Raw genomic sequence first — 19,607 nt, forward strand, 5'->3', positions numbered from 1 at the left:
CCCCTCCCGGCAGCTGCGCGCGGCCGGGAACGACCGGTCGCCTCGTTCTCTAGCTGGACATCCCCGGAGCACTGTCGAGCCACTTCAGGATCGAACGCTGGTACGAGATCGCGAACTCCAGGGTGGCTACCTGGAACGAGTCGTCCCGCTTCTTCACCTCCTTGAGCTCCTCCCGGAGCTCGGCGAGCCGCGCGTTGTGCTCCTCCCGGCGTTCCGCGTACAGCTCCTGGAGCTGCTGCGGTTTGTGCAAGGACCCGAAAGCAGCCCGCAACATCAGCGGGTTGCGCAACTGGTCTCGCCCCGCATCCTCGCTCAGCCACTTCGCGAACACCCGCTTGCCGGATGCGGTGATCGCATAGGGCTGGGAGGAGCGGGGGCCGGGTCTACCTAGCCGAACGAACCCCTTCTCGGCCAGGACCGGCAACTCGCGGTATACCTGGCTTCGAGTAGTGGTCCAGAACGGACCCAATCTGTTCTCTGCAGTGGCCATGAGCTGGCCACCTGTCATCGGACCTTCGTGCAGCAGCCCAAGTAGTGCAGCTGCCGTCGCATTGAGACCTTTCTCCGCCATGTTAGCCACGGTGACACGATTCGGGCGGTCGCGCCATACGCCACGCCTTCCAAAGTGGAACCCGTCACAAGTCGGACAGTTCCCAGGTCATCGGGGGCGCTACCAACCCCCACCGCGCGAGTCTACGAACGTCGACAAGCGCCGGTCACGGTCCGATCAGGTCTTCCAGAATACTCGCGCAGAGCTTGTAGCGACCCTCTCGATGCCATTCGGCTTTCCGAACAACCGTCCGAACGGGAGAGGCACCATACGCACACAGACCAGCACTATCTGATCATTTTGCACGTTGAGCGCGACGTCAACCTCCTCTTTTTGTATACCTTTCAGGTAGCGCTGCAGCTCAGGGGCTGCTTCCTGGTATGTGACGGACGCGTGATCGGACGGTTCCGTACCGCTTATGTACGCTGCTGCGTCGCTTGTGCCGCCTGCGGTCGCGAGCGCAGCGGCGTCGCACCAGGACTGGAGGTCCCGCTGGGCGAGGAATGCAGTGGATGCAGTCGCCACGCCCGCGATCAGGAGCAACGCGACCGCGACACAGAGGAGGATCAGCGGCTGCAGGCTGCCGTCGTCCCGCGCCCGCCGGATCACTGCCCGCTCCGCGCGCCGTCAATCGTGACGACGTACCTGGCTTCGATGACGTTGCGACCGGCGTCGACCATCGTCGGAACGCCCGGCAGGCGGTAGACGCGCCGGACGCAGAGCTCGAAGCGCGAGCCGGGATCGAGCGGCGGGCCGTTCACGGGGTTAACCGTCGAGTCCAGGGTGAGGCGCGGGCCGTCGCAACCGGCGCCGACCGGGCCCCAGCGCAGCTCGGCCGGCCCGGTCAGGCCCTGGTCCTCGGTCGCGAGCCGCACCGCGGAGGACGCGCGTTCGATCGCGGCCGCGGGGTCGTCCGTGCTCTAGGCGCGGCCCGCTTCGCGAGCCGCCTCGGTGACCGCGAAAGCGTTCCGCTGGACCTCGAAGACGGCGAGGACGACGTAGAGCAGGGGGACGAGGAGCAGCACGCCACCCCAGACGAACTCGATGATCGCCGACCCGTCGTCGCCACGAGGCCGCCGGTGCCCGGGCCGAGCCTCCCGCGGACGCACACCCTCCGGCGGCGGCACGGTGGTGCGACATGGGGTGAATGGGGACGTCATGACGGCTCGGCCTCCTCGACGGCGCGGGCCGTGGCGTGGAGGGGAAGCACCGCGCCCAGGGGCGCGAAGAACACCGGAAGGGCACCGGTGCAGTCGACCCGGGCCAGGCGCAGGCCGTTCGGCGCGACCTCCTCGCTCCCGGCGCACACGAGGTGATCGGCGACGTTCCGCCCCGCGCCGCGGCGGAGGATGTCGTGCGCCCGCGCCGCTCCGGCGTCCGGCCCGACGTCGGCATTGGCCGCGTACCGTGCGCCTTCAGCGGCGCTCGCCACGACGATCGTGCGCACGTACAGGTACACCGCGACCTGCAGGACGCCCAGCAACAGGCCCAGCAGAACGACTGTGACCAGCGAAAACTCCACTACCGCAGACCCGCGGTCGCCGCGGAGCACCGATTACCGCCCGGTATCCGAGACCACCTGATCGAGCGCGGTCTGCACCGCGGTGACGATCGCGTCGCGGAACACCGCGAACACCGCCGCGACCAGCCCCGCGGTCATGACCGTGACCATCACCCAGCCGGGGACGTCTCCACGGTCGCCCCGTGGGGCACGCAGGCGGCAGAACAGCCAGAACAGAGGAGGCAGCATGGGACGCCCTCCGAGCGCTCGACGCGAGTTCCCATGGCCCCGATACCGAGGGTAGGGATCACGTACGCGCTCCGCGAGGGCTTCGGGCAACCTGTGGACGGCCGGGACCCGATCAGGCCAGTTCGGCCGGCCGGGCCACCCCGTTCCCGTCGAGAATCGCTCGCAGTGCGTCGGCGAGCCGCTCCGGGGAGATCTCGTCGTCGGGGCTCATCGGACGGTCCGAGTAGCGGAAGCTGCGCTCCCAGCCGTGCCGCCCGTCGGCGAACACGAGCACACCGTCGTCGTCGCCCTCGACCTTGGTCTCCCAGAACCGGTCTTGTTGCTGACCGGTCAGCTCACGCATGAACGACCCGAACTTCCGCGACGTCCCGGGGTTGTCGGCCTCCCCCATCGCGGCGAGGAACGCGTCGACCAGGCGAGCTCGCTCGACGCGCTCGGCGTCGAAGCCCGGCTCGGATTCCGAGAAACCGTGCTCATCCTTACGGACGTCGACCATCGGAACAGCCTCCTTCTCGTCGTCCCTGGTCTCGTGCCCGGCAAAACGGCGGTCAAACCTGGATGCGGACGGAAGCCGCAAAGAGCCTAAAGTTCACCAATAGCCCTAGACAGTACGAGGCCGACGGCGGCCGCGCCGAAGGCCGCGAAGAGCGTCGCCACGACGTATGCGACCGACAGGAACCGCGCTCGGCCCTGCGCGAGCCGCAGTACCTCGTAGCTGAACGTCGAGTACGTGGTGAGCGCGCCGCAGAACCCGGTGCCGACCAGCGCGGTCACCCCGGCCGACGCCGGCCGCCCGGCGACGAACCCGAGGACCAGCGACCCGGCGACGTTGACCGTGAACGTCCCCCAGGGGTAGCCGGGGCCGACGATCGCCTGGACGGCCCGGTCGGTCAGGTACCGCAAGGGTGCCCCGACCGCCGCCCCGAGCGCCACCAGCAGCACGGTCATCGCCGCGCCACCAGCCACCCGGTGATGCCGCTCCCGGCCCAGACCGCCACCAACGCGGCGACCACGGTCACCGCGAGATACACGAGCCCGACGGCGGCCGCGCCCGCGGTCGCGTTGCGTCCGGCGTCCACCACGTAGGTCGAGAACGTCGTGAACCCGCCGAGGAACCCGACGCCGAGGAACGGCCGCAGCAGCGTCCGCTGGGGGTACACCTCGGTCACCACCACCATGAGGACGCCGATCAGAAAGCAGCCCGACACGTTGACGACCAGCGTCGACCAGGCGAACTGATCCGGGCCGTGGGGCCAGGCGGTCGAAATCCCGTAGCGGGCGAGCGCTCCGAGAACGCCGCCGGCCGATACCGCGCCCAGGACCGGCCAGACGTGCTCACGCCGCTGCGCCAGGATCTCGAGGTCGACGTCGGCATCGGCGGGCATGGTTGGTTCACTCATCGGTCCTCCCCGGGCACGGTAACGCGGGCCGGGCGAGCGCCGGCTAACGGGTGAGCGTGCTGATCGAGACCAGGCCCGGATAGAGCGCGAACAGAACCGTGACCGGCAGGATCAGGAACACGACCGGAATCATCATCGCGATCTCGCGTCGCCCGCCGGCCGCGAGGAGCGAGCGTTTCTCGGCCTCGCGGGCGTCGGCGGCCTGGGCGCGGAGTACCTCGGCGAGCGGGGTGCCCCGCTCGAGCGCGATCACGATCCCGTCGACGAACCGGGCCAGCGGTTCGGACGCCGCCCGGGCGGCGAGCGCTTCGAGTGCGGTGATCAGGCCGGCGCCGGAGCGGCTCTCGCCGAGAGCCCGGGCCAGCTCGCGGCTGAGTTCGCCGCGGCCGGTCTCGCTGACGCGGCGCAGGGCGGCGGCCGGTGCCTCGCCGGCGGTGACCGCCAGCGCGAGCAGTTCGGCGACCACCGGGAGCTCGGCGCGCATCGCGTCGGATCGGCGGCGTACCTGGACCGAGAGCCACCAGTCCCGCCCCAGCACGCCGCCGGCCGCACCGAGCGCTCCGAGCACGCCCAGCCCGGGGAGGCGGCCGGTGGCCGCAGCCAGGACGACCCCACTGACCAGCCCGATCGCGCCCCACCGCACCTGCTCGGCGCGAAAACCGACCACCGCGGGGGGCCGGCCGGAAGCGACGAGGCGGCGTTGGACCGCTCGGCCGCCGCCGAGGAGGCGATCGAGCAGTTCGGCGACCGATCGCGCCGCCGCGGCCCAGGACCGGTCGGGGCCTTTCGCGGCGCCGAGGGCCACCCGGGTCACTTCCGCCCGGCCCAGGTACGGGGCCAGGCGGTCCTCCAGGCGGGGGCGGCGGGCCGGCGGAACTCCCCGCGCGACGAGCAGAATGCCGAGCGCCAGCCCGAGCCCGATCACGGCACCGGCCGCGCTCATGCGAGCACCCGGCGCTCGTCGGGCAGGTGTCCGATCCGCAGCATCAGGCGGTAGGCCAGCACGGTCAGGGCTCCCCCGACGGCCAGCAGCAACCGTCCCGAGCCGCGGTCGAACACGGTGAGCGTCGTCGACTGGGTCGCGAGCAGCACCAGCACGAGCCAGGGCCCGGCCACCGCCAGCCGGGCCGCGTTGACCGTCCAGCCCTGGCGGGTCTCGAGCTCGGCCCGGATCCGGGCGTCCTCGCGGAGGAACCCGGCCAGCGTGCGGAGGAGGCGGCCGAGGTCGGTGCCGCCGACCTCGCGGGCCACCCGGAGCGCTTCGCAGATCCGGTCGGCGACCGGATCGGACAGGTCGTCCTTGAGACGGTCGAGGCAGACCAGGAACTGGCCGGTCGCGCGATGATCGGCGGCGAAGCGCGCGAACGCCGGACGCAGCGGTGCGGGGCCGCGCTCGGCGATCGCGCTCACCGCCTCCGGGAGCGACAAGCCCGCGCGCACCGCCGAAGCCAGGTTGTCGACGACGTCCGGCCAGGCGTCCCGGAGCTCGCGGGCCCGGTTGGCCCGCAGCCGCCGCACCAGCGCCACCGGCCCGAGAAACCCGAACACCCCGAAGCACACCCCGATCGAGGTGCTCCCGGTCACCACGAACGCGATCGCACCGGCCGACAGTGCCGCGGCGGCCTGTGCCCCGAGCAACTGCCCGGCGCCGACCCCCGGCAGCCCGGCCGCCGCCAGCATCCCGGCCCGCCGCGCGGCCCACCCGGACAGCACCCGGCCGGGCCCGCCGGCTGCACGGCTCGCGTCGGCCCGGTCGGGGCCGCGGCGACGACGGCGCGCGGGGCGGCGTCCGAACAGGAGCAGGAGTCCACCGGCGAACGCGAGGCCGACGACGGCGCCCACGTCAGGCCGACCTGGGGGCCGGGAGGCCGCTGCGCGGCGCGAGCAGGGCCGGAAGGTCCACCCCGGCCCGGGCGTAGCGCTCGCCGTGGGGCGGGAAGCCGTCCGCGCGGGTCAGCTCGCCGCCGACGGACGTGAAGATCTCGGCGGTCTCGATCGCACCGTCGCCGCTCCGGCCGCCGACCGCGACGATCTCCCGCACCGTCCGGGTTCCGGCCGCCGTCATCTCCAGGTGGACGACGAGGTCGACGCACGTCGCCACCGTCGGCACCACGAACGACGGATGCACGTTCTCGCCGGCCAGCAGCGGGAGCGTGCAGAGCTTGGTCACGGCCTGCCGCGCCGAGTTCGCGTGCACCGAACAGAGCCCCGGCAACCCGGCGTTCAGCGCGATCAGCAGGTCGAGCGCCTCGGCCTGCCGCACCTCACCGACGATCAGCCGGTCCGGACGCATCCGCAGCGCCTCGGTGACCAACCGGCGCAACGGGATCTGGCCCGCTCCCTCGAGGTTGGGCTGCCGCGTCTGGAGCGCGACCCAATCGGGGTGGTGACGCAACTGGAGCTCGAAGACCTCCTCGCAGCTGATCACCCGCTCCGACGGGGGGATCGCTCCGGCGAGGCAGTTCAGCAGCGTGGTCTTGCCGGTCTGCGTGCCGCCGCTGACGATGACGTTGAGACCGGCCACGATGGAGGCTTCCAGGAACCGCCCGGAGTGCGGGGTCAGCGTGCCGAGCGGGATCAGTTCGGCCAGCGTGTGCGCCCGGGCCACGAACTTCCGGATGTTGACCGCCCAGTGCTCGCGCGTCACGTCCGGGATGACGACGTGCAGACGCGAGCCGTCGGACAGCATCGCGTCGACGAACGGCGTCGACAGGTCGACCCGCCGGCCGGTGCGCTCCAGCGCCCGCTGGACGAGTTCCTCGATCTGGCCGGGCGCCAGGATCGTCGTGGTCAGCTCGGAGCGTCCGCTGCGGGCGACGAACACCCGGCCGGGGCCGTTGACCCAGATCTCCTCGACCGTCGGGTCGTCGAGGAAGCGCTGGAGCGGGCCGAGGCCCGCGACCGCGTCGAGGACCGTGCGCCGGATCCCGGGCGGGTCTCCGAGCGCCTCGACGACGCCGCCGGCCGCTCGGTCGGCGTGGGCGGCCAGGACCTCGTCGATCAGGCCGCTGACCGCGGCCGGATCGCCGAGCGGGTCGACCCCGCGCAGGCGGACCAGCTCGCGTACTTGCCGGTGGACGATCTCGTCGGCGCTGGACACCTCACCTCCCCGGTCCGGCTCGTGAATCGACGGTAGCGATTCGGATACCGGGTGTTACCGGGATGTGGATAACTCAGGTGTCGAACGGGGCGCCGATTCCGTCGCTGCCGCCCGGGGACGGGGTCATCTGGCTGGGGGGCTTCGGCATCGTCTGGCCGGGCTTGGGCAGGCCGGGGATGTCGGTCGGCGGGGCGCCGTCCGGGGTCTTCGGGCCGGTGCCGTCGGGGCGGGTCGGGGTCGGGAACGGGTTCTTCGGCATCGACGGGATCGGCTGCGTGTGCGTCGGGACGGGGGCCGGGCGGACCGCGGTCTTGTTGTTGTCGGTGGTCAGGACTCCGGACCAGAGGACGCCGAACGCGACCGCGGCGAGCGTGACGACGCAGGCGGCGGAGAGGCTGAGCACCAGGGGCCAGCGGCGGTGCCGCCGGGGTGGCGCCGGGGTCGCCCAGGGCGGCGGAGGCGGAAGCCCCGGGCCGCCGGGGCCGCCCGGGCCGCTGTAGCCGGGGGCGCCGAAGGCGGCGGGCGCACCCGGGCGGAAGTCGGCGTTCCGCGCCGCCGGGATCCCCGGCCCGCCGAACGCGGCCGGGCTGCCGGCTACGGCCGGGCTGCCCGCTACGGCCGGGCTGCCCCAGGGCGGCGGGCTTCCCGCCGGGGCGGGGCTTCCCGCCGGGGCGGGAGTGCCCGCCGGGGCGGGAGTGCCCCAGGCCGCCGGGGCAGGCGGGATGCTGAGGGCGGCCGGGGCCGCCGGGCTCGACCAGGCGGGGTTCACCGCGGGCGCGAGGCTCACCGGGAGCTCAGGGCTCACCGGGGGCGCGGGGCTCACCGGGTTCGGCACCGGGCCGGACGCGCCGGCCCACGCGGCCGGAGCCGCCGGGCTCAGCGGAGCCGCCGCCGCGACCGGCTCGAACGGCGCCGCCGGACTCGACGGCACCTCCAGGTTCGACGACACCGGCTGCGCCGCAGCGGGCATCGCCAGCGTCGGGCTGGGCCGGACCGAGCCGGGCTTCGACGGCAGCACCGACGTGACCCGGTCGTCCGGCAGAACCTCACCCACCGCGGCCACCGGCACCTCCTGGTAGTGCGGCGTCCCCTCGGGCAGCAGCGCCGCCGCGGGCAGGCCGGCCAGCGTGGCCGCGAGCTCCCGCAGGTCGGCGGCGAGCGACTCGGCGCTCGGACGGCCGAGCGGGTCGCGCCGCAGGCACGCGGTGAGCAGCGGACGGACCGCGGGCACCGTCGCGTCGGTCCAGATCGGCCGGGCCGTGACGTGCCGGTTCATCACCTCGGACGAGGTCCCGCCGCGGTACGGCGTGGTGCCGGTCAGCAGCTCGTAGAACAGGATGCCGAGCCCGTACACGTCACTCGCCGGAATCGACGCGTGCCCCTGCACGACCTCCGGCGCGATGTACTCCGGCGTGCCGTAGCTGAGCGGCGCCGGACCCCGGACCAGCCGGGACACCCCGAAGTCGGCCAGCCGCACCGGCCCGCCGTCCGCGGGCACCAGCACGTTCGCGGGCTTGACGTCCGCGTGCACGATGCCGGCCGCGTGGGCGGCCGCCAACGCGTCCGCGATCGTCGCGGCGGTCAGCGCGGCGGACGTCGGCGCGAACGTCCCCGAGGCCGCCAGCGCGTGGCGCAGGTCGGCGCCGTCGACCAGGTCCATGACGAGCGTGATCTGGTCCCCCTCGACGACCAGATCACGCATGCGGACGACGGCCGGGTGCGTGATCGACGTCAGCACCCGCCGCTCCCGGAGGAACCGGTCGACGACGTCGGCATCGGAAGCCAGCTCGGCGCGGATCTGCTTCGCCGCGACGAGCTCGCCGGTCTTGATGACCCGGGCGCGCCACACCGAACCAGTGGCACCGCCGGCGATCTTGTCGACCAGTTCGTATCGGCTGCCTAGAGGCGTGGTCACGGCGTCGTCCCTTCGGGTACCGGACGCCGAGGAGACGCCCGCAACCCGAGTATGCAAACGGGCCGCCCGCACGGTCTCCCGGATTCGTGCCACTCCCCGCCCCGCGTCGGCGACCCGACACGTCAGCCCATGTGCGGGTAGCCGTGGTCGGTGGCGGGGACGAAGGTTTCCTTGATCGTGCGGGGGCTGACCCAGCGGAGCAGGTTGAAGATCGAACCCGCCTTGTCGTTGGTGCCGGACGCGCGGGCCCCGCCGAACGGTTGCTGCCCGACGACCGCACCGGTCGGTTTGTCGTTCAGGTAAAAATTGCCGGCCGCGAACCGCAGCCGTTCGGTGGCCCGCACGAGCGCCTCGCGGTCGCGTCCGAAGACGGACCCGGTCAGCGCGTACGGGGTGCTGTCCGCGGCCAGGTCGAGGACGTCGTCGAACGCTTCGCTCCCGGTGTCGTCGTACACGTGGACGCCGAGCAGCGGGCCGAAGTACTCGGTGCGGAACAGTTCGTGGGCCGGATCGGTGCCCACGACCACGGTCGGCCGCACGAACCAGCCGACGCTGTCGTCGGTCGTGCCACCGGCCAGCATCGTGCAGGACGGGTCGGCCGAGAGCTTGCCCAGCACGTCCCGGAGCCGGTCGAACGCCCGTCGGTCGATCACCGCGCCGCCGAAGTGACGGAAGTCACGGACGTCGCCGTACTCGAGCTCCTCGACCGTCGTCGCCAGCCGATCGCGCAGGCCGCCGGCCTCCCAGAGCGACCGCGGCAGATACGCCCGGGACGCCGCCGAGCACTTCTGCCCCTGGTACTCGAACGCGCCCCGGACCAGCGCGGTGTGCAGCGCATCCACGTCCGACGACGGGTGCGCGACGACGAAATCCTTGCCGCCGGTCTCGCCGACCAGGCGTGGATACGCGGCATACCGATCGAGATTCCGCCCGACCGCCTCCCAGAGGTAGCGGAACGTCCGGGTCGAGCCGGTGAAGTGGATTCCGGCCAGGTTGCGGTCGGAGAGCGCGACCTCGGACACCGCCGCTCCGTCACCGGTCAGCAAGTTGATGACGCCCGGCGGCAGCCCGGCCTCGGTGAGGATCCGCATGAAGTAATGGGCCGAGAGCTGCTGGGTGGGCGAGGGCTTCCACAGCACGGTGTTGCCCATCAGCGCCGGGGCCGTCGGCAGGTTGCCGGCGATCGCGGTGAAGTTGAAGGGGGCGATCGCCAGCACGAACCCTTCCAGCGGGCGATGGTCGAACCGGTTCCAGGCGCCGCCGCCGGAGGCGGGCTGCTCGGCCAGGATCCGCTCGCCGTAGTGCACGTTGAACCGCAGGAAGTCGATCAGCTCACAGGCGGAGTCGATCTCGGCCTGCTGGACCGTCTTCGACTGGCCGAGCATCGTGGCGGCGTTCAGCCGGTCGCGCCAGGGCCCGGCGATCAGGTCGGCCGCCCGGAGGAAGATCGCGGCCCGATCGGCGAACGGCATCGCCTGCCAGGCCGGGGCCGCCTGGGCCGCAGCGCTGATCGCGTCGGTCACGTCTTCCCGCGTAGCCTGCCGCAAGGTTCCGAGAAGATGGGCATGCGCATGTGGCTGGACCACCGGCACTTCGTCACCGCCGCCCCAACGGGTGGCGCCGCCGATCGTCTGAGTGAGGTCTTCCCGCTGGTCGTCGACCGTTTCCAGAGCAGCGTGGAGGGTGAGAGCCTCCACGCTGCCCGGTGCGTAGCTCCGGACCGGCTCGTTGACCGGTTCCGGTACCCGGGTGACGCCGTCCATGTGTGGTCACCTCCGCGTAGGCCCGAGTGGAGTGCGGCGGTTAGCACTCTATCGGGCACATCCGATCTCGATCGTTCTGTAATGACGGTGCTATCCAGCGGCTTTGGGGATCAATCGGCTGTGGGGCAGACTGCCGAGTGCTGATCCTCGATACCTAAGATGCGCCTGTAGACCGTGTCCGCTCCTGTTCAGAAGGGAGTCGACGTGGAGTCCGGCCCTGCGCCCGCCCACCCGCTCACCGAACCCGGTCGAACCACCGTTCAGCTTCTGGTCGTCTCCTCCGCGGTACTCGCAGTTCTCCAGCTTGTCGCGGCGACCTCGGTCGACGTCGTCAACGGCGAGAGAGCAGGTTGGTGGGTCGCGATCCAGGGCGCGACCGTCGCCTTCGCGGCCGCCTTCGCCGGCGCCGCCGCCAGTGCCAACGGCGCCTGGTGGCGTCGGATGCAACAGAAATCCGGTAGTACGACGCCACAGAGCCTCGGCACCGGTATCGCGGCGGCCAGCGTGGCCGGCACGGTGTTCGCGATGCTGTGCTGGGCGTCCAAGTCGCTCGACGATGCCGACGCCACCTATCCGATGGTGGTCGCGGTGTTCGTCGCCGCGATTCTCGGTGGTGTCGTCGGTGGGGTGCGGGCCGGCGGGGCCGTGCTCGGCGGGCTGGTGTCGACGTTCGCGGCGACGCTGGTGAACCTCTTCGGGCAGGCCGTCATCTCGGTGCTCACGCTCGCCCCGGCCACGCCCGGGCACGGGACGCCGCTGGGCGTCAGCACGGTGAACTGGGCGATCTCGTCCGCGGTCGGTGCGGTGGCCGGTGTGTGGTGGCTCTCGCGGCGGCGCCAGCGGACGTGGTGGTCGCACTGGCTGATCGTCGGGTGGTTCCCGGCCGCGCTGGTGGTGATCGGTGACCTCGCGGAGCTGCTGGCGTGGCTCATGGTCGACGACCCGGCGAAGGGCGACGCGCTGGCGCAGGCTGCTCGCGGGCACGGCGTGCAGCTGCTCGTGATGGTGGTGGCCGGTGGCATCGCCGCGTACTTCGCCGGGCGGGCGCGCCGGGCGGCTCGGCTCCGGGCGGCGATCGAGGCTCGCCAGGCCGCGGAGAGCGCTGCCGCGCACGCGTTGGCCGCTCGCGCCACGGCGACGCAGGCGGCTGCGGCCGAGGCCGGTGCGCCTCCGGCGTCCGCGCAGCAGGCCGCGGCGGCCCAGGCGTTGGTCGAGCAGGCGGATGCGGCCGAGAAGGCGGCGGCGCAGGCCGCTGCGGCCCGGGACGCGGCCGAGCAGACCGGCGCCACCCAGATCGCTGCCCTGCAGGCCGCGATCGCCCGCGCGGCGGCCGCGCAGGCAGCGGCCAACGACGCCGCGGCCACGAACGAAGCCGCCGCGGCCCGCTCCGTGTTCCCGTCGTCCGCCTCCCCGGCCGCCCCACCACCGCTGGCCGCACAGACGTGGCCGTCGCCGCAGCCCACCTTCCCGGCCCAGTCCGGCTTCCCGGCGGAGCCTGCCTCCTCGGCGCAGCCGGCCGAACAGACGTGGCCGTCCGCGCAACCGGCTACGCCGGTGGACCAGCCCACCCAGCCGCTCGCCCCGCAGCCCTGGTACGCACCTCAGCAGCGGTCGCAGGCACTTCAGTCGACCGAACAGCCGTGGTACGCGCCCCCGCAGGCGGCCCCAGCCGCGCCGCCGCAGTCGGCTGAGCCCGGCACGGCAGCCCGAGCGGCCGAGCCCGCCCCACCGCTACAGGAGGCGCCCCACCAGGGCGCCCGGACGGCCGCACAGCCCTGGCCGACCCCGGCCGCCCAGCCCGCTCCGGCCGCCCAGCCCGCCCCAGGACGGTGGGACGCACTCCGGCAGACCGCACCGGCCGAAACCGACGCGCCCACCGCACAGCCGTGGCCGACACCCCACCCGGGCGCACCCGCCCCGGCCATCGAACCGGCCGCGGGGCCCTGGGAAGCACTCCGCCAAGTCCCACCGGCCCAGGCCGACGAGCCGACCGCCCAGCCTTGGCAGGCACCCCGCCACAGCGCGCCGCCCCCGGCCACCGAACCCACCGCAGGACGGTGGGAGGCACTCCGGCAGACCGCACCGGCCGAAACCGGCGCGCCCACCGCACAGCCGTGGGAGACGCCTCGCCACGGGGCTCCGCCGTCGGAGGGTCAGGCGGGCGCACCGTCGGCGGGGGCTCGGCTCGGTGAGACCGGGTTGCCGCCGCAGGCGGGGGCTCCGGATCCGGCCGGTGCGCCCACGGTGCCGTTGCCGAGGCAGCCCGATCCGGCGGCCGCCGACTCCGGGGCCGGAGAGGTGATACCGCCCGCGGACGAGTCGCCCACCCGGCCGCTACCGCAGGGCGGCGGCGGCTCCCCCCGAGCCGTGACCTCCACCCACGGCCGCTAGCCCCAACCACGAGCAGCCCCGCCCGCCGGTCCGGCCGCCGGTCCGGCCGGCCGGCGGGCGGGCCAGGACTACGCCGGGAAGGACTCGAGCAGAGCCGGGAGCTCCTGCACTCCGTACCACTCGAGCTCGTAGTCGTCCGTCCCGTCGACGGTGAACTGGGCGTCCTCGTCCCCGAGGTCGGCGTCCATGATCACGCGGGCGGCCGAGGCGACGTCCGCCTCGGCGTCCGCGCCGTCGACGTGGATCGACGCGAGCCGGTCGAGCGACACCGGGCCGGCGGTCCGCACGACCGCCCGTTCGAGGTCGGGGTAGGGCGTCAGCTCCCCGTCCGGCACGTCCGCGGACAGCACGACCCGGCGACGGGGCGCTGACGGGTCGTTGTCGAGCAGCCGCAACGACGCCCGGGCGGCCTGCGAGAACGCCGCGTACTCCAGCACCTCTTCGTCGTCGTCGAGATACCACTCGCGCAGCGCGGGCGTGACCGCGAACGCCGTCAGCGGCGCCGGTCCGACCTCCTTGTCGGACTCGACCAGGTGGAGCATCGCCAACGTCGCCGGCAGGTAGATCCGCATCCCCACAGTGTGCACGAGCGCCGCGGACGCACTGTCAACCGGCGATGTCGAACGGCACTGCCCGCAGCCGCCGCGTCGCCGGTGCGGGCCGTAGCGCTGCTCCTGACGTCCGCAGAGAAGTGTGCAGCACCGACTCGCGTCGCCGGGCGTCCATCAAGTTGGAACCGATCGCGGTGAGGTCCTCCGGACCGGGTCCGAGGAGCGTGACCCGGGTGCCGGAGGCACGCAGCACCTCCGCCTCGCGGAGCAGCCGCGCGGTGAGCGACCGGCGGACCCGCCGCTCGAGCTTGCCGGCGAACGACGCCGGAGCGTCGTAGGCGAACGAGGCCATCGGCGTCAGGACGAAGACCTCGTCGAGCTCGCAGCCGGCCAGCAGGTCGGCCGACGCGGTCGAGTACGTGCCACCGTCGACGTAGGGCCGGCCACCGATCCGGACCGGAGCGAACCAGCCGGGCACCGCGCAGGAGGCGCTGACCGCGTCGGCCAGCGTGGCCTCCGGAGCGCCGTCCCGGCCGAACACGACCCGCTCGCCGGACGCGTAGTCCATCGCGACGACCCAGGGGCGGGGCCGGTCGGGCCAGTCGTCGCAAGGCAGCACCGAGCCGATCAACCGGCGGACCCCGGTATGCGCGGCACGGCCACGCGGCAGCAGGCCGGACAACGCCACCATCGGCGACATCGACGCCGGACGGCGGGCCGCGCGCCAGAGCAGCCCCGGCGAGCCGAACGCGAGCGCGGGCCACGGCGGCACCGGCCCGGCGCCGTCGACGTCCTCGTCGTAGTCGACGGCGGGGTCGCCGGGCGCGGGGATGCCCTGCTGGTGGCGGACGATCGACTCGACCGGTACCCCGCACGACAGCAGCGACGCCAGGATCGACCCGGCGGACGTGCCGACCAGCGCGTCCACCGAGCGGCAGTCGAAGCCCTCGGCCCGCTCCAGCGCCGCCAGCGCACCGGCCGCCCAGGCGAAGCCCAGCACGCCACCCGCGCCGATCACCAACCCACGTCGCGTCATGGCGTCGCCTCCGTCAGCTCGTCCACGGATTCGGTAAGCAGACCGGCGAGCACGTCCACATCGGCCATCGCGTCCCAGTCCGCGTTCAGGCCGTAGTAGACGTGACCGTCGTACGAGGTCACTCCGATCGCGACCGCCTGCCCGGAGGCGAGCGGGACGAACGGGTAGATCTCGCGGAGCCGGGCGCCGGCCACGTACAGCGGACGCTGCGGGCCGGGAGCGTTCGTGACGACCAGGTTGAACAGCCGCCGGGAGAGCCCGGAGGCGGCGCGGGCGGCCATCGCGTTCAGCGTCGCGGGAGCGAAGCCCGACAGCCGGACCAGCGCGTCCGCACCGACCTTGCGGCCGGGCTCGGCGTGGGCGCGCATCGAATAGGCGATCTGGGTGAGGCGGATCGCCGGGCTCGGCTCGCCGATCGGCAGGTCGACCAGCGAGGTCGCGACCCGGCTGCCGACCTCGCCGACGTCACCGCCGAAGGCGGCCGGTGGCCCGCCGCGGACGCTGGTCGGTACCAGCGCGCGCAGGACCGCGTCCGGCGGCACCGGAGCGCCCCGGTACAGCAGCCAGGAACGCAGCGCGCCCGCGACGGTGGCCAGTACGACGTCGTTGACCGTGGTGTTCGGCCGCTTGCCCAGGCGCCGGTACAGATCCAGGTCGGTACGGGCGGTCGCGAACCGGCGCTGGCGGCCCGGCTCGACGTTCAGCGGGCTCGCCGGCGCCGGGCGGGCGGCCGCGAGCAGCCCGGTGCCGGTCGCGCCGAGCACCCGGCCCGCCATCGACCAGGCGTGCTGCGCGCCGGAGGTGATGGCACCGACCGGGTGGCGGACGAGATCGACGGCAGCGTCGAGGACCAGCTCAGCCGTCCCGGGCTCGGGGTCGGGACGCCAGGCCGGGGTGACGCCGTCGGCGGTGGCCGGGCTGTCGTCGAGCAGGACGTGGAGCAGGTCGACGCCGCCCACCCCGTCGACGAGCGCGGGATGCGACTTGGCGACGACCGCGACCCGGCCGCCGCTGAGCCCCTCGACCAGGTACAGCTCCCAGAGCGGGCGGGACCGGTCGAGGTGACCGGAGATCAGACGGCCGACGAGTGCGCGCAGCTGGGTGTCGGTGCCCGGAGTCGGTAGACCGGTGCGCCGGACGTGGTACGCGAGGTCGAAGCGGGAATCGTCGACCCAGACCGGCTGGCTCAGACCGCCCGGCACCCAGCGGACGCGGCGCCGGAAACGCGGCACCAGCGCGATCCGTTGCTCGACCCGGCGGCGGAGCGCGGCGACGTCGAACCCCGTGGCCGCGGGCTCGAGAATGGCCAAGCCGCCGACGTGCAACGGGGTGTTCGGCGTCTCGGCGGAGAGGAACGAGACGTCGAGCGGCTGGAGGCGATCGGACATCACGATCACCTCCTCGACGCCTGCGGTGTTACGACGATGTGACACCGATGACATCGCCATCGTGACACGGGTTACCGGCCAGTACCCAGATTTCTTGGGGTATGCACCTCTGCTGCACCGATCAGGAATAACGCGAGGGTCGAGAGAGCCCGACGAAGCGGTGATTTCTCGGCGATTTCGGCCAGCGTGCGGCCTTCGGCGAGTGCCCGGTCGGTGGCCGAGAGGTCGTACGGGAGCGTACGGACGCCGTCGATACCGGCGAATCGCCGCAGCGCGGTGTCGATGCTCGCGGCGGGGTCGTGCGGGATCGGGCCGCGGCGGAGCCGGTTGACGACGACGATCGGTTCGGCGGTGGGGACCACCTCTTTGAGCGACGCCAGGCCGCGGACCAGGCGGTGCAGGCCCACCGGGTCGGCGGAGCCGATCGCCAGGAGGGTGTCGGCCTCCTCGATCGCGGTGAGCGTGGCGCCGTTGCGGCGCGGGGCGGCCGTGTCGAAGACCAGTTCCTCGTCTTGCTCGAGACAGAAGCCGGTGTCGACGATCGTGAGCGCGCAGAGGTCGCGGGCCTGGTCGAGGAGGTCGGCGACGGCGCCCGGCGTGATCTCCGGCCACCGGTCGGCACGGCTGATGCCGGTCAGGACCCGCAGGTGCGGGGTGAGGGCGCGGGCCACGGCGGCGAGGCTCGTGGTGTCGAGCCGTCCGGTGTCGGCGAGCCTCGCGGCGGAGGCGAGCCCGGCGGCCTCGTCGAGCAGGCCGAGGTGCTGCGCGACCACCCCGCCGTAGGTGTCGGCGTCCACGAGCATGGTCCGGACGCCCAGCCGCGCGCACTCGTCGGCGAGGCCGACGGCCACGGTCGTGCGGCCCGGCGCCCCGGTCGGTCCCCAGACCGCCACGACCCGGCCGCGCGCCCCGCCCCCCGGAGGAGCCGTAGCCGTGCCGGGCGGGCCCACAACCGTGCCGGGAGGGGGCGCGACCGTGCCCGGCGGGGGCGCGGCCGTGCCGGGCGGGCCCACAACCCTGCCGGGAGGGCCTGCAACCGTGCCGGGAGGGGGCGCGACCGTGCCCGGCGGGCCCACAACCGTGCCCGGCGGGGGCGCGACCCTGCCGGGCGGAGCAGCAACCGTCCCGGGCGGGCCCGCAACCGTGCCCGGCGGGGGCGCGACCGTGCCGGGCGGGGGCGCGGCGGGCGGGCGCTGAGCGGCACGGTCGATACTCGACCCGAGCGGCCCGCCGTCGGAAGGCTGGGCCGCGGAAGGCTGGGCCGCGGAGTGGCCGGGGAGCGCGGGTCGGTCGGACGTTTCGGCGGTGTGCAGGCCGGGAGACCGTTGCGGCCAGCGGGAGGCCTCGGCGTCGGCGGAGCGGCCGTGACCCGGTGCCGCTCGGGTGAGGCGGCCGGTGGCGGCCCTCAGCGCGGCGGCTACAGCCGGCGGCGACGCGTCGGTAGGCAGCACGTAGGCGATGCCCAGCGCACGGAGGCGGTCACGGGACTCGCCGTCGTCCGGATCGACCAGGCCCACCACCGCGACGCCGGACGCGGTCAGCCGGGTCAGCAACGGGCGGTCGAGGTGTGGCAGGTCGGCGGGCACGACCACCGCGGCCGCGATCCCGGTCGACGCGACCGCGAGCAGATCGGCCGGCCCGGTGCACCGCCGGACCACGCTGACCCCCGAGTGCGGAGCCCCCCAGGCCGCGACGAGCGACGCCTCCCAGGCGCTCCCCTCGGTCACCACGGTCAGCACCGGAAGACTCATCCGCCCGCTCCCGAGGCCGCCTCGTCGGGCGCGCCACCCTCAGCCGTGCCCGACCCGGGCGTCCCCGACCTGGGTAGGCCCGACCTGGGCAGGCTCGACCCGGGCGGGCCCGCCACCCCGGTCTCCCCGGGGACCGGGCCACCCGACGCCGAGGGAAACGGCGGCCCACCCGCCGACGGCGTCCCCGCCGCCGACGGCGACGGCCCGGACAGCGGCGGCCCAGACGATGGGAGCCCGGACGGCAAAGGCCCGGACGGCGACGGTTCGGACGGCGACGGTTCGCCGCAGGGAGGGTCCGGCGGGCGGCCGGTGACCGTGACCACGTCGAGGTCGGCCGTGCGCACCGCCCGCACCACGACCGGCGCCACCGTGTCGGGCACCCTCACCACCAGCGCCCAGCCCCCGCCGAGCCCCGACCCCCGATCCATCCCCTGCACGGTCGCCGCCGCCAGCACCCGTACGGTCGCGCCGCCCCGGGGCGTCGCGAACACGTCCACCCGCACCCCGCGCCGGAGCGTCGCCGGCGCGTGCTGCGCGTTCACCGGCACGCTCACCTCGCTGCCGCACACCCGGCCCGCCACCGCGGCCCGCGGCAACAGCTCCCCCGCTCCGACGTCCCGCGACAGCGGCCGGCCCACCGGCCCCGCACCGCTCGCCGCCAGATACCGCCCCGAACTCTCCGGCAGCCGCACCCGCACCCGCACCAGGTCGTCGGCCCGCAGGATCGTGCCCGCGGCGAGATCACTCCCCACCGCCCACACCCGCACCGTGTCGTCCGCCGCCGCGAACAACCGGGCCCCGCCCACGACCGACACCACGACCAGCAGGACGCCGAGAAGGAACCGGAGATCGAGCCACGAAGGGACACGCCGACGGGCAGCCTGCGGTGACACCGGAGCGGACATCGGAATACCTCACCGTGTGGCGTTTATCCGGGCCGATCGAGGCGACTAGGGGGTCCTATCGTCTCGCATCCCGATCAGACCGCACCTCGTTTGTCCACAGTCGGCGTCGAACCGGTTCGCACCGCGAAACATCGTTGTGAGATCGCTGTGGACCGTCCAGAACGGAGCTACCGCCGCAATGGCAAACTCAAGAGGGGCAGTGGGAGGTGACATGGCGACCGATCGATTTCTGCAGCTCTCCGATGTCGCCGAGATTCTGAACATCTCGTCGTCACAGACCTACGCGCTGGTGCGCTCGGGCGACCTCCCGGCCATCAAGATCGGCGGCCGGGGTCAGTGGCGGGTCGAGCGGGCCGAGCTCGAGCGGTACATCGAGCGGATGTACAAGGAAACCAAGGACTTCGTCCGCACCCACCCGTTCACCTACACCGACCCGCAGGAGGAGGAGGTCAGCAGCTAGCGGCGCGTGTGTGAACGGCCATCAGCGCGGCCAACGGCACAGTGCGCACCGCGCGGACGGCTTTCGTGCGTCTCGGCTCGGATCCGGCGTGTTCGGCGAGCTCGAGGAAGTCGCGTCCGACGCGGTCGACGGTCCCCGACAACGATTTCCCTCCCCGCAGAGCCAGCCGGACCGATGTGCGATCCCGAGCCAGCCGCCGGAGCAGGAACCGCAGATCCGTCCGAGCCTCCACCGCGCCCACCTCACCGGCGAACGTCCTCGACGACAGGCCCGTCACCGCCACGACGCCCGCCAGCGGGACGAGCACCTCCGGCGCCAGCGCGATCCAGTCCGGACCCACGCGCTCCAGTACCCCGGTCACCGGCTCCGTCTCCAGCCACACCTCGAGCCGCTCACCGACCGCGCCGCGCAGCCGGTCGGCCAGCTCGACGAACGCGAACTCCCGCCGGGCCCGGTCGGCGGCCTCCGCCGTCATCTCGTCCCGGCGAAGCGCGGCGAACTGGGCCTCGGCATCGGCGAACAGGAACTCCCACCGGTCGTCCACCGCTCCACTGTGTCCCACCCGGGACCTTGCCGGTCCGAACTTGTCCACAATCCGCGATCAACTGCTTGCGCAACGCTACCTTCCGGCCGTCTCCTGAATGCAA

Annotated in this window: 22 protein-coding genes; 2 read left to right on the top strand and 20 right to left on the bottom strand. The window is 73.5% G+C overall.

Annotated features, from left to right (window positions below; all coding sequences use genetic code 11):
- Positions 1–49 precede the first annotated feature (49 nt).
- The 14 genes from ACIBZJ_RS15890 to pruA all read right to left on the bottom strand — a co-directional run bounded on the left by ACIBZJ_RS15890 (position 50) and on the right by pruA (position 10,478).
- A complete protein-coding gene (locus tag ACIBZJ_RS15890) occupies positions 50–571 on the bottom strand; it encodes a PadR family transcriptional regulator (RefSeq protein ID WP_395929962.1) in 522 nt (173 codons plus the stop codon).
- Positions 572–727: 156 nt separating this feature from the next.
- Positions 728–1,159: a pilus assembly protein TadG-related protein gene (locus tag ACIBZJ_RS15895; RefSeq protein WP_395929964.1), complete on the bottom strand. Its 432-nt coding sequence runs from the start codon at positions 1,157–1,159 to the stop codon at positions 728–730.
- On the bottom strand, positions 1,156–1,425 hold the full coding sequence (locus ACIBZJ_RS15900; RefSeq protein ID WP_395929966.1) for a hypothetical protein: 270 nt from the start codon (positions 1,423–1,425) through the stop codon (positions 1,156–1,158). Before ACIBZJ_RS15900 ends, ACIBZJ_RS15895 begins: the two co-directional genes overlap by 4 nt.
- A 45-nt stretch (positions 1,426–1,470) precedes the next feature.
- Positions 1,471–1,710, bottom strand: coding sequence for a hypothetical protein (locus ACIBZJ_RS15905; RefSeq protein ID WP_395929968.1), 240 nt, complete (start codon positions 1,708–1,710; stop codon positions 1,471–1,473).
- Positions 1,707–2,072: a TadE/TadG family type IV pilus assembly protein gene (locus tag ACIBZJ_RS15910; protein ID WP_395929970.1), complete on the bottom strand. Its 366-nt coding sequence runs from the start codon at positions 2,070–2,072 to the stop codon at positions 1,707–1,709. The genes ACIBZJ_RS15905 and ACIBZJ_RS15910 overlap by 4 nt, the downstream gene beginning before the upstream one ends.
- A gap of 33 nt (positions 2,073–2,105) precedes the next feature.
- Positions 2,106–2,300: a hypothetical protein gene (locus tag ACIBZJ_RS15915; protein WP_395929972.1), complete on the bottom strand. Its 195-nt coding sequence runs from the start codon at positions 2,298–2,300 to the stop codon at positions 2,106–2,108.
- Between the two features lie 112 nt (positions 2,301–2,412).
- Positions 2,413–2,796 (bottom strand): hypothetical protein, encoded by a 384-nt coding sequence (locus tag ACIBZJ_RS15920; protein WP_395929974.1) that lies wholly within the window; start codon positions 2,794–2,796, stop codon positions 2,413–2,415.
- 86 nt (positions 2,797–2,882) lie between these two features.
- Positions 2,883–3,248: a fluoride efflux transporter FluC gene (locus tag ACIBZJ_RS15925; protein WP_395929976.1), complete on the bottom strand. Its 366-nt coding sequence runs from the start codon at positions 3,246–3,248 to the stop codon at positions 2,883–2,885.
- Positions 3,245–3,700 carry a fluoride efflux transporter FluC gene (locus ACIBZJ_RS15930; protein ID WP_395929978.1) on the bottom strand — a complete coding sequence of 152 codons (456 nt, stop codon included), beginning with the start codon at positions 3,698–3,700 and terminating at the stop codon, positions 3,245–3,247. Before ACIBZJ_RS15930 ends, ACIBZJ_RS15925 begins: the two co-directional genes overlap by 4 nt.
- A gap of 43 nt (positions 3,701–3,743) precedes the next feature.
- Complete coding sequence (locus ACIBZJ_RS15935) at positions 3,744–4,643, bottom strand: type II secretion system F family protein (RefSeq protein ID WP_395929980.1); 900 nt, start codon at positions 4,641–4,643, stop codon at positions 3,744–3,746.
- A complete protein-coding gene (locus ACIBZJ_RS15940) occupies positions 4,640–5,542 on the bottom strand; it encodes a type II secretion system F family protein (RefSeq protein WP_395929982.1) in 903 nt (300 codons plus the stop codon). The genes ACIBZJ_RS15935 and ACIBZJ_RS15940 overlap by 4 nt, the downstream gene beginning before the upstream one ends.
- 1 nt (position 5,543) lies before the next feature.
- Positions 5,544–6,800: a CpaF family protein gene (locus ACIBZJ_RS15945; protein WP_395929984.1), complete on the bottom strand. Its 1,257-nt coding sequence runs from the start codon at positions 6,798–6,800 to the stop codon at positions 5,544–5,546.
- 73 nt (positions 6,801–6,873) lie between these two features.
- Complete coding sequence (locus tag ACIBZJ_RS15950) at positions 6,874–8,715, bottom strand: protein kinase (RefSeq protein WP_395929986.1); 1,842 nt, start codon at positions 8,713–8,715, stop codon at positions 6,874–6,876.
- 122 nt (positions 8,716–8,837) lie between these two features.
- Positions 8,838–10,478 carry an L-glutamate gamma-semialdehyde dehydrogenase gene (pruA, locus tag ACIBZJ_RS15955; RefSeq protein ID WP_395929988.1) on the bottom strand — a complete coding sequence of 547 codons (1,641 nt, stop codon included), beginning with the start codon at positions 10,476–10,478 and terminating at the stop codon, positions 8,838–8,840.
- A gap of 204 nt (positions 10,479–10,682) precedes the next feature.
- On the opposite strand from pruA, the gene ACIBZJ_RS15960 reads away from it, so the two are divergent.
- On the top strand, positions 10,683–12,869 hold the full coding sequence (locus tag ACIBZJ_RS15960) for a hypothetical protein (RefSeq protein WP_395929990.1): 2,187 nt from the start codon (positions 10,683–10,685) through the stop codon (positions 12,867–12,869).
- Between the two features lie 68 nt (positions 12,870–12,937).
- Here the strand turns inward: ACIBZJ_RS15960 and ACIBZJ_RS15965 are convergent, their stop codons facing one another.
- From ACIBZJ_RS15965 to ACIBZJ_RS15985, 5 genes are all read right to left on the bottom strand, one after another.
- Entirely contained in the window at positions 12,938–13,441 is a 504-nt protein-coding gene (locus ACIBZJ_RS15965) for a DUF6912 family protein (protein WP_395929992.1), read from the bottom strand.
- Positions 13,442–13,475: 34 nt separating this feature from the next.
- On the bottom strand, positions 13,476–14,456 hold the full coding sequence (locus ACIBZJ_RS15970) for a patatin-like phospholipase family protein (RefSeq protein ID WP_395929994.1): 981 nt from the start codon (positions 14,454–14,456) through the stop codon (positions 13,476–13,478).
- Positions 14,453–15,844 carry a wax ester/triacylglycerol synthase family O-acyltransferase gene (locus ACIBZJ_RS15975; protein ID WP_395929996.1) on the bottom strand — a complete coding sequence of 464 codons (1,392 nt, stop codon included), beginning with the start codon at positions 15,842–15,844 and terminating at the stop codon, positions 14,453–14,455. Before ACIBZJ_RS15975 ends, ACIBZJ_RS15970 begins: the two co-directional genes overlap by 4 nt.
- A 71-nt stretch (positions 15,845–15,915) precedes the next feature.
- Positions 15,916–17,595, bottom strand: coding sequence for a CpaE family protein (locus ACIBZJ_RS15980; protein WP_395929998.1), 1,680 nt, complete (start codon positions 17,593–17,595; stop codon positions 15,916–15,918).
- Entirely contained in the window at positions 17,592–18,500 is a 909-nt protein-coding gene (locus ACIBZJ_RS15985) for a flagellar biosynthesis protein FlgA (RefSeq protein WP_395930000.1), read from the bottom strand. The genes ACIBZJ_RS15980 and ACIBZJ_RS15985 overlap by 4 nt, the downstream gene beginning before the upstream one ends.
- A gap of 211 nt (positions 18,501–18,711) precedes the next feature.
- Here ACIBZJ_RS15985 and ACIBZJ_RS15990 point away from each other — a divergent pair, with 211 nt between their 5' ends.
- Positions 18,712–18,960: a helix-turn-helix domain-containing protein gene (locus ACIBZJ_RS15990; RefSeq protein WP_395930002.1), complete on the top strand. Its 249-nt coding sequence runs from the start codon at positions 18,712–18,714 to the stop codon at positions 18,958–18,960.
- Here the strand turns inward: ACIBZJ_RS15990 and ACIBZJ_RS15995 are convergent.
- Positions 18,950–19,504 (bottom strand): hypothetical protein, encoded by a 555-nt coding sequence (locus tag ACIBZJ_RS15995; protein WP_395930004.1) that lies wholly within the window; start codon positions 19,502–19,504, stop codon positions 18,950–18,952. The genes ACIBZJ_RS15990 and ACIBZJ_RS15995 overlap by 11 nt on opposite strands.
- Positions 19,505–19,607 lie beyond the last annotated feature (103 nt).

It is taken from the genome of Cryptosporangium sp. NPDC051539 (assembly GCF_044454545.1).
Taxonomy (GTDB): domain Bacteria; phylum Actinomycetota; class Actinomycetes; order Mycobacteriales; family Cryptosporangiaceae; genus Cryptosporangium.

Coding starts and splice junctions, on each gene's coding strand:
- ACIBZJ_RS15970 (WP_395929994.1), bottom strand. CDS start 14,456: ATGACGCGACGTGGGTTGGTGATCGGCGCGGGTGGCGTGCTGGGCTTC.
- ACIBZJ_RS15985 (WP_395930000.1), bottom strand. CDS start 18,500: ATGTCCGCTCCGGTGTCACCGCAGGCTGCCCGTCGGCGTGTCCCTTCG.
- ACIBZJ_RS15990 (WP_395930002.1), top strand. CDS start 18,712: ATGGCGACCGATCGATTTCTGCAGCTCTCCGATGTCGCCGAGATTCTG.
- ACIBZJ_RS15975 (WP_395929996.1), bottom strand. CDS start 15,844: ATGTCCGATCGCCTCCAGCCGCTCGACGTCTCGTTCCTCTCCGCCGAG.
- ACIBZJ_RS15925 (WP_395929976.1), bottom strand. CDS start 3,248: ATGACCGTGCTGCTGGTGGCGCTCGGGGCGGCGGTCGGGGCACCCTTG.
- ACIBZJ_RS15965 (WP_395929992.1), bottom strand. CDS start 13,441: ATGCGGATCTACCTGCCGGCGACGTTGGCGATGCTCCACCTGGTCGAG.
- ACIBZJ_RS15920 (WP_395929974.1), bottom strand. CDS start 2,796: ATGGTCGACGTCCGTAAGGATGAGCACGGTTTCTCGGAATCCGAGCCG.
- ACIBZJ_RS15930 (WP_395929978.1), bottom strand. CDS start 3,700: ATGAGTGAACCAACCATGCCCGCCGATGCCGACGTCGACCTCGAGATC.
- ACIBZJ_RS15905 (WP_395929968.1), bottom strand. CDS start 1,710: ATGACGTCCCCATTCACCCCATGTCGCACCACCGTGCCGCCGCCGGAG.
- pruA (WP_395929988.1), bottom strand. CDS start 10,478: ATGGACGGCGTCACCCGGGTACCGGAACCGGTCAACGAGCCGGTCCGG.
- ACIBZJ_RS15890 (WP_395929962.1), bottom strand. CDS start 571: ATGGCGGAGAAAGGTCTCAATGCGACGGCAGCTGCACTACTTGGGCTG.
- ACIBZJ_RS15935 (WP_395929980.1), bottom strand. CDS start 4,643: ATGAGCGCGGCCGGTGCCGTGATCGGGCTCGGGCTGGCGCTCGGCATT.
- ACIBZJ_RS15915 (WP_395929972.1), bottom strand. CDS start 2,300: ATGCTGCCTCCTCTGTTCTGGCTGTTCTGCCGCCTGCGTGCCCCACGG.
- ACIBZJ_RS15980 (WP_395929998.1), bottom strand. CDS start 17,595: ATGAGTCTTCCGGTGCTGACCGTGGTGACCGAGGGGAGCGCCTGGGAG.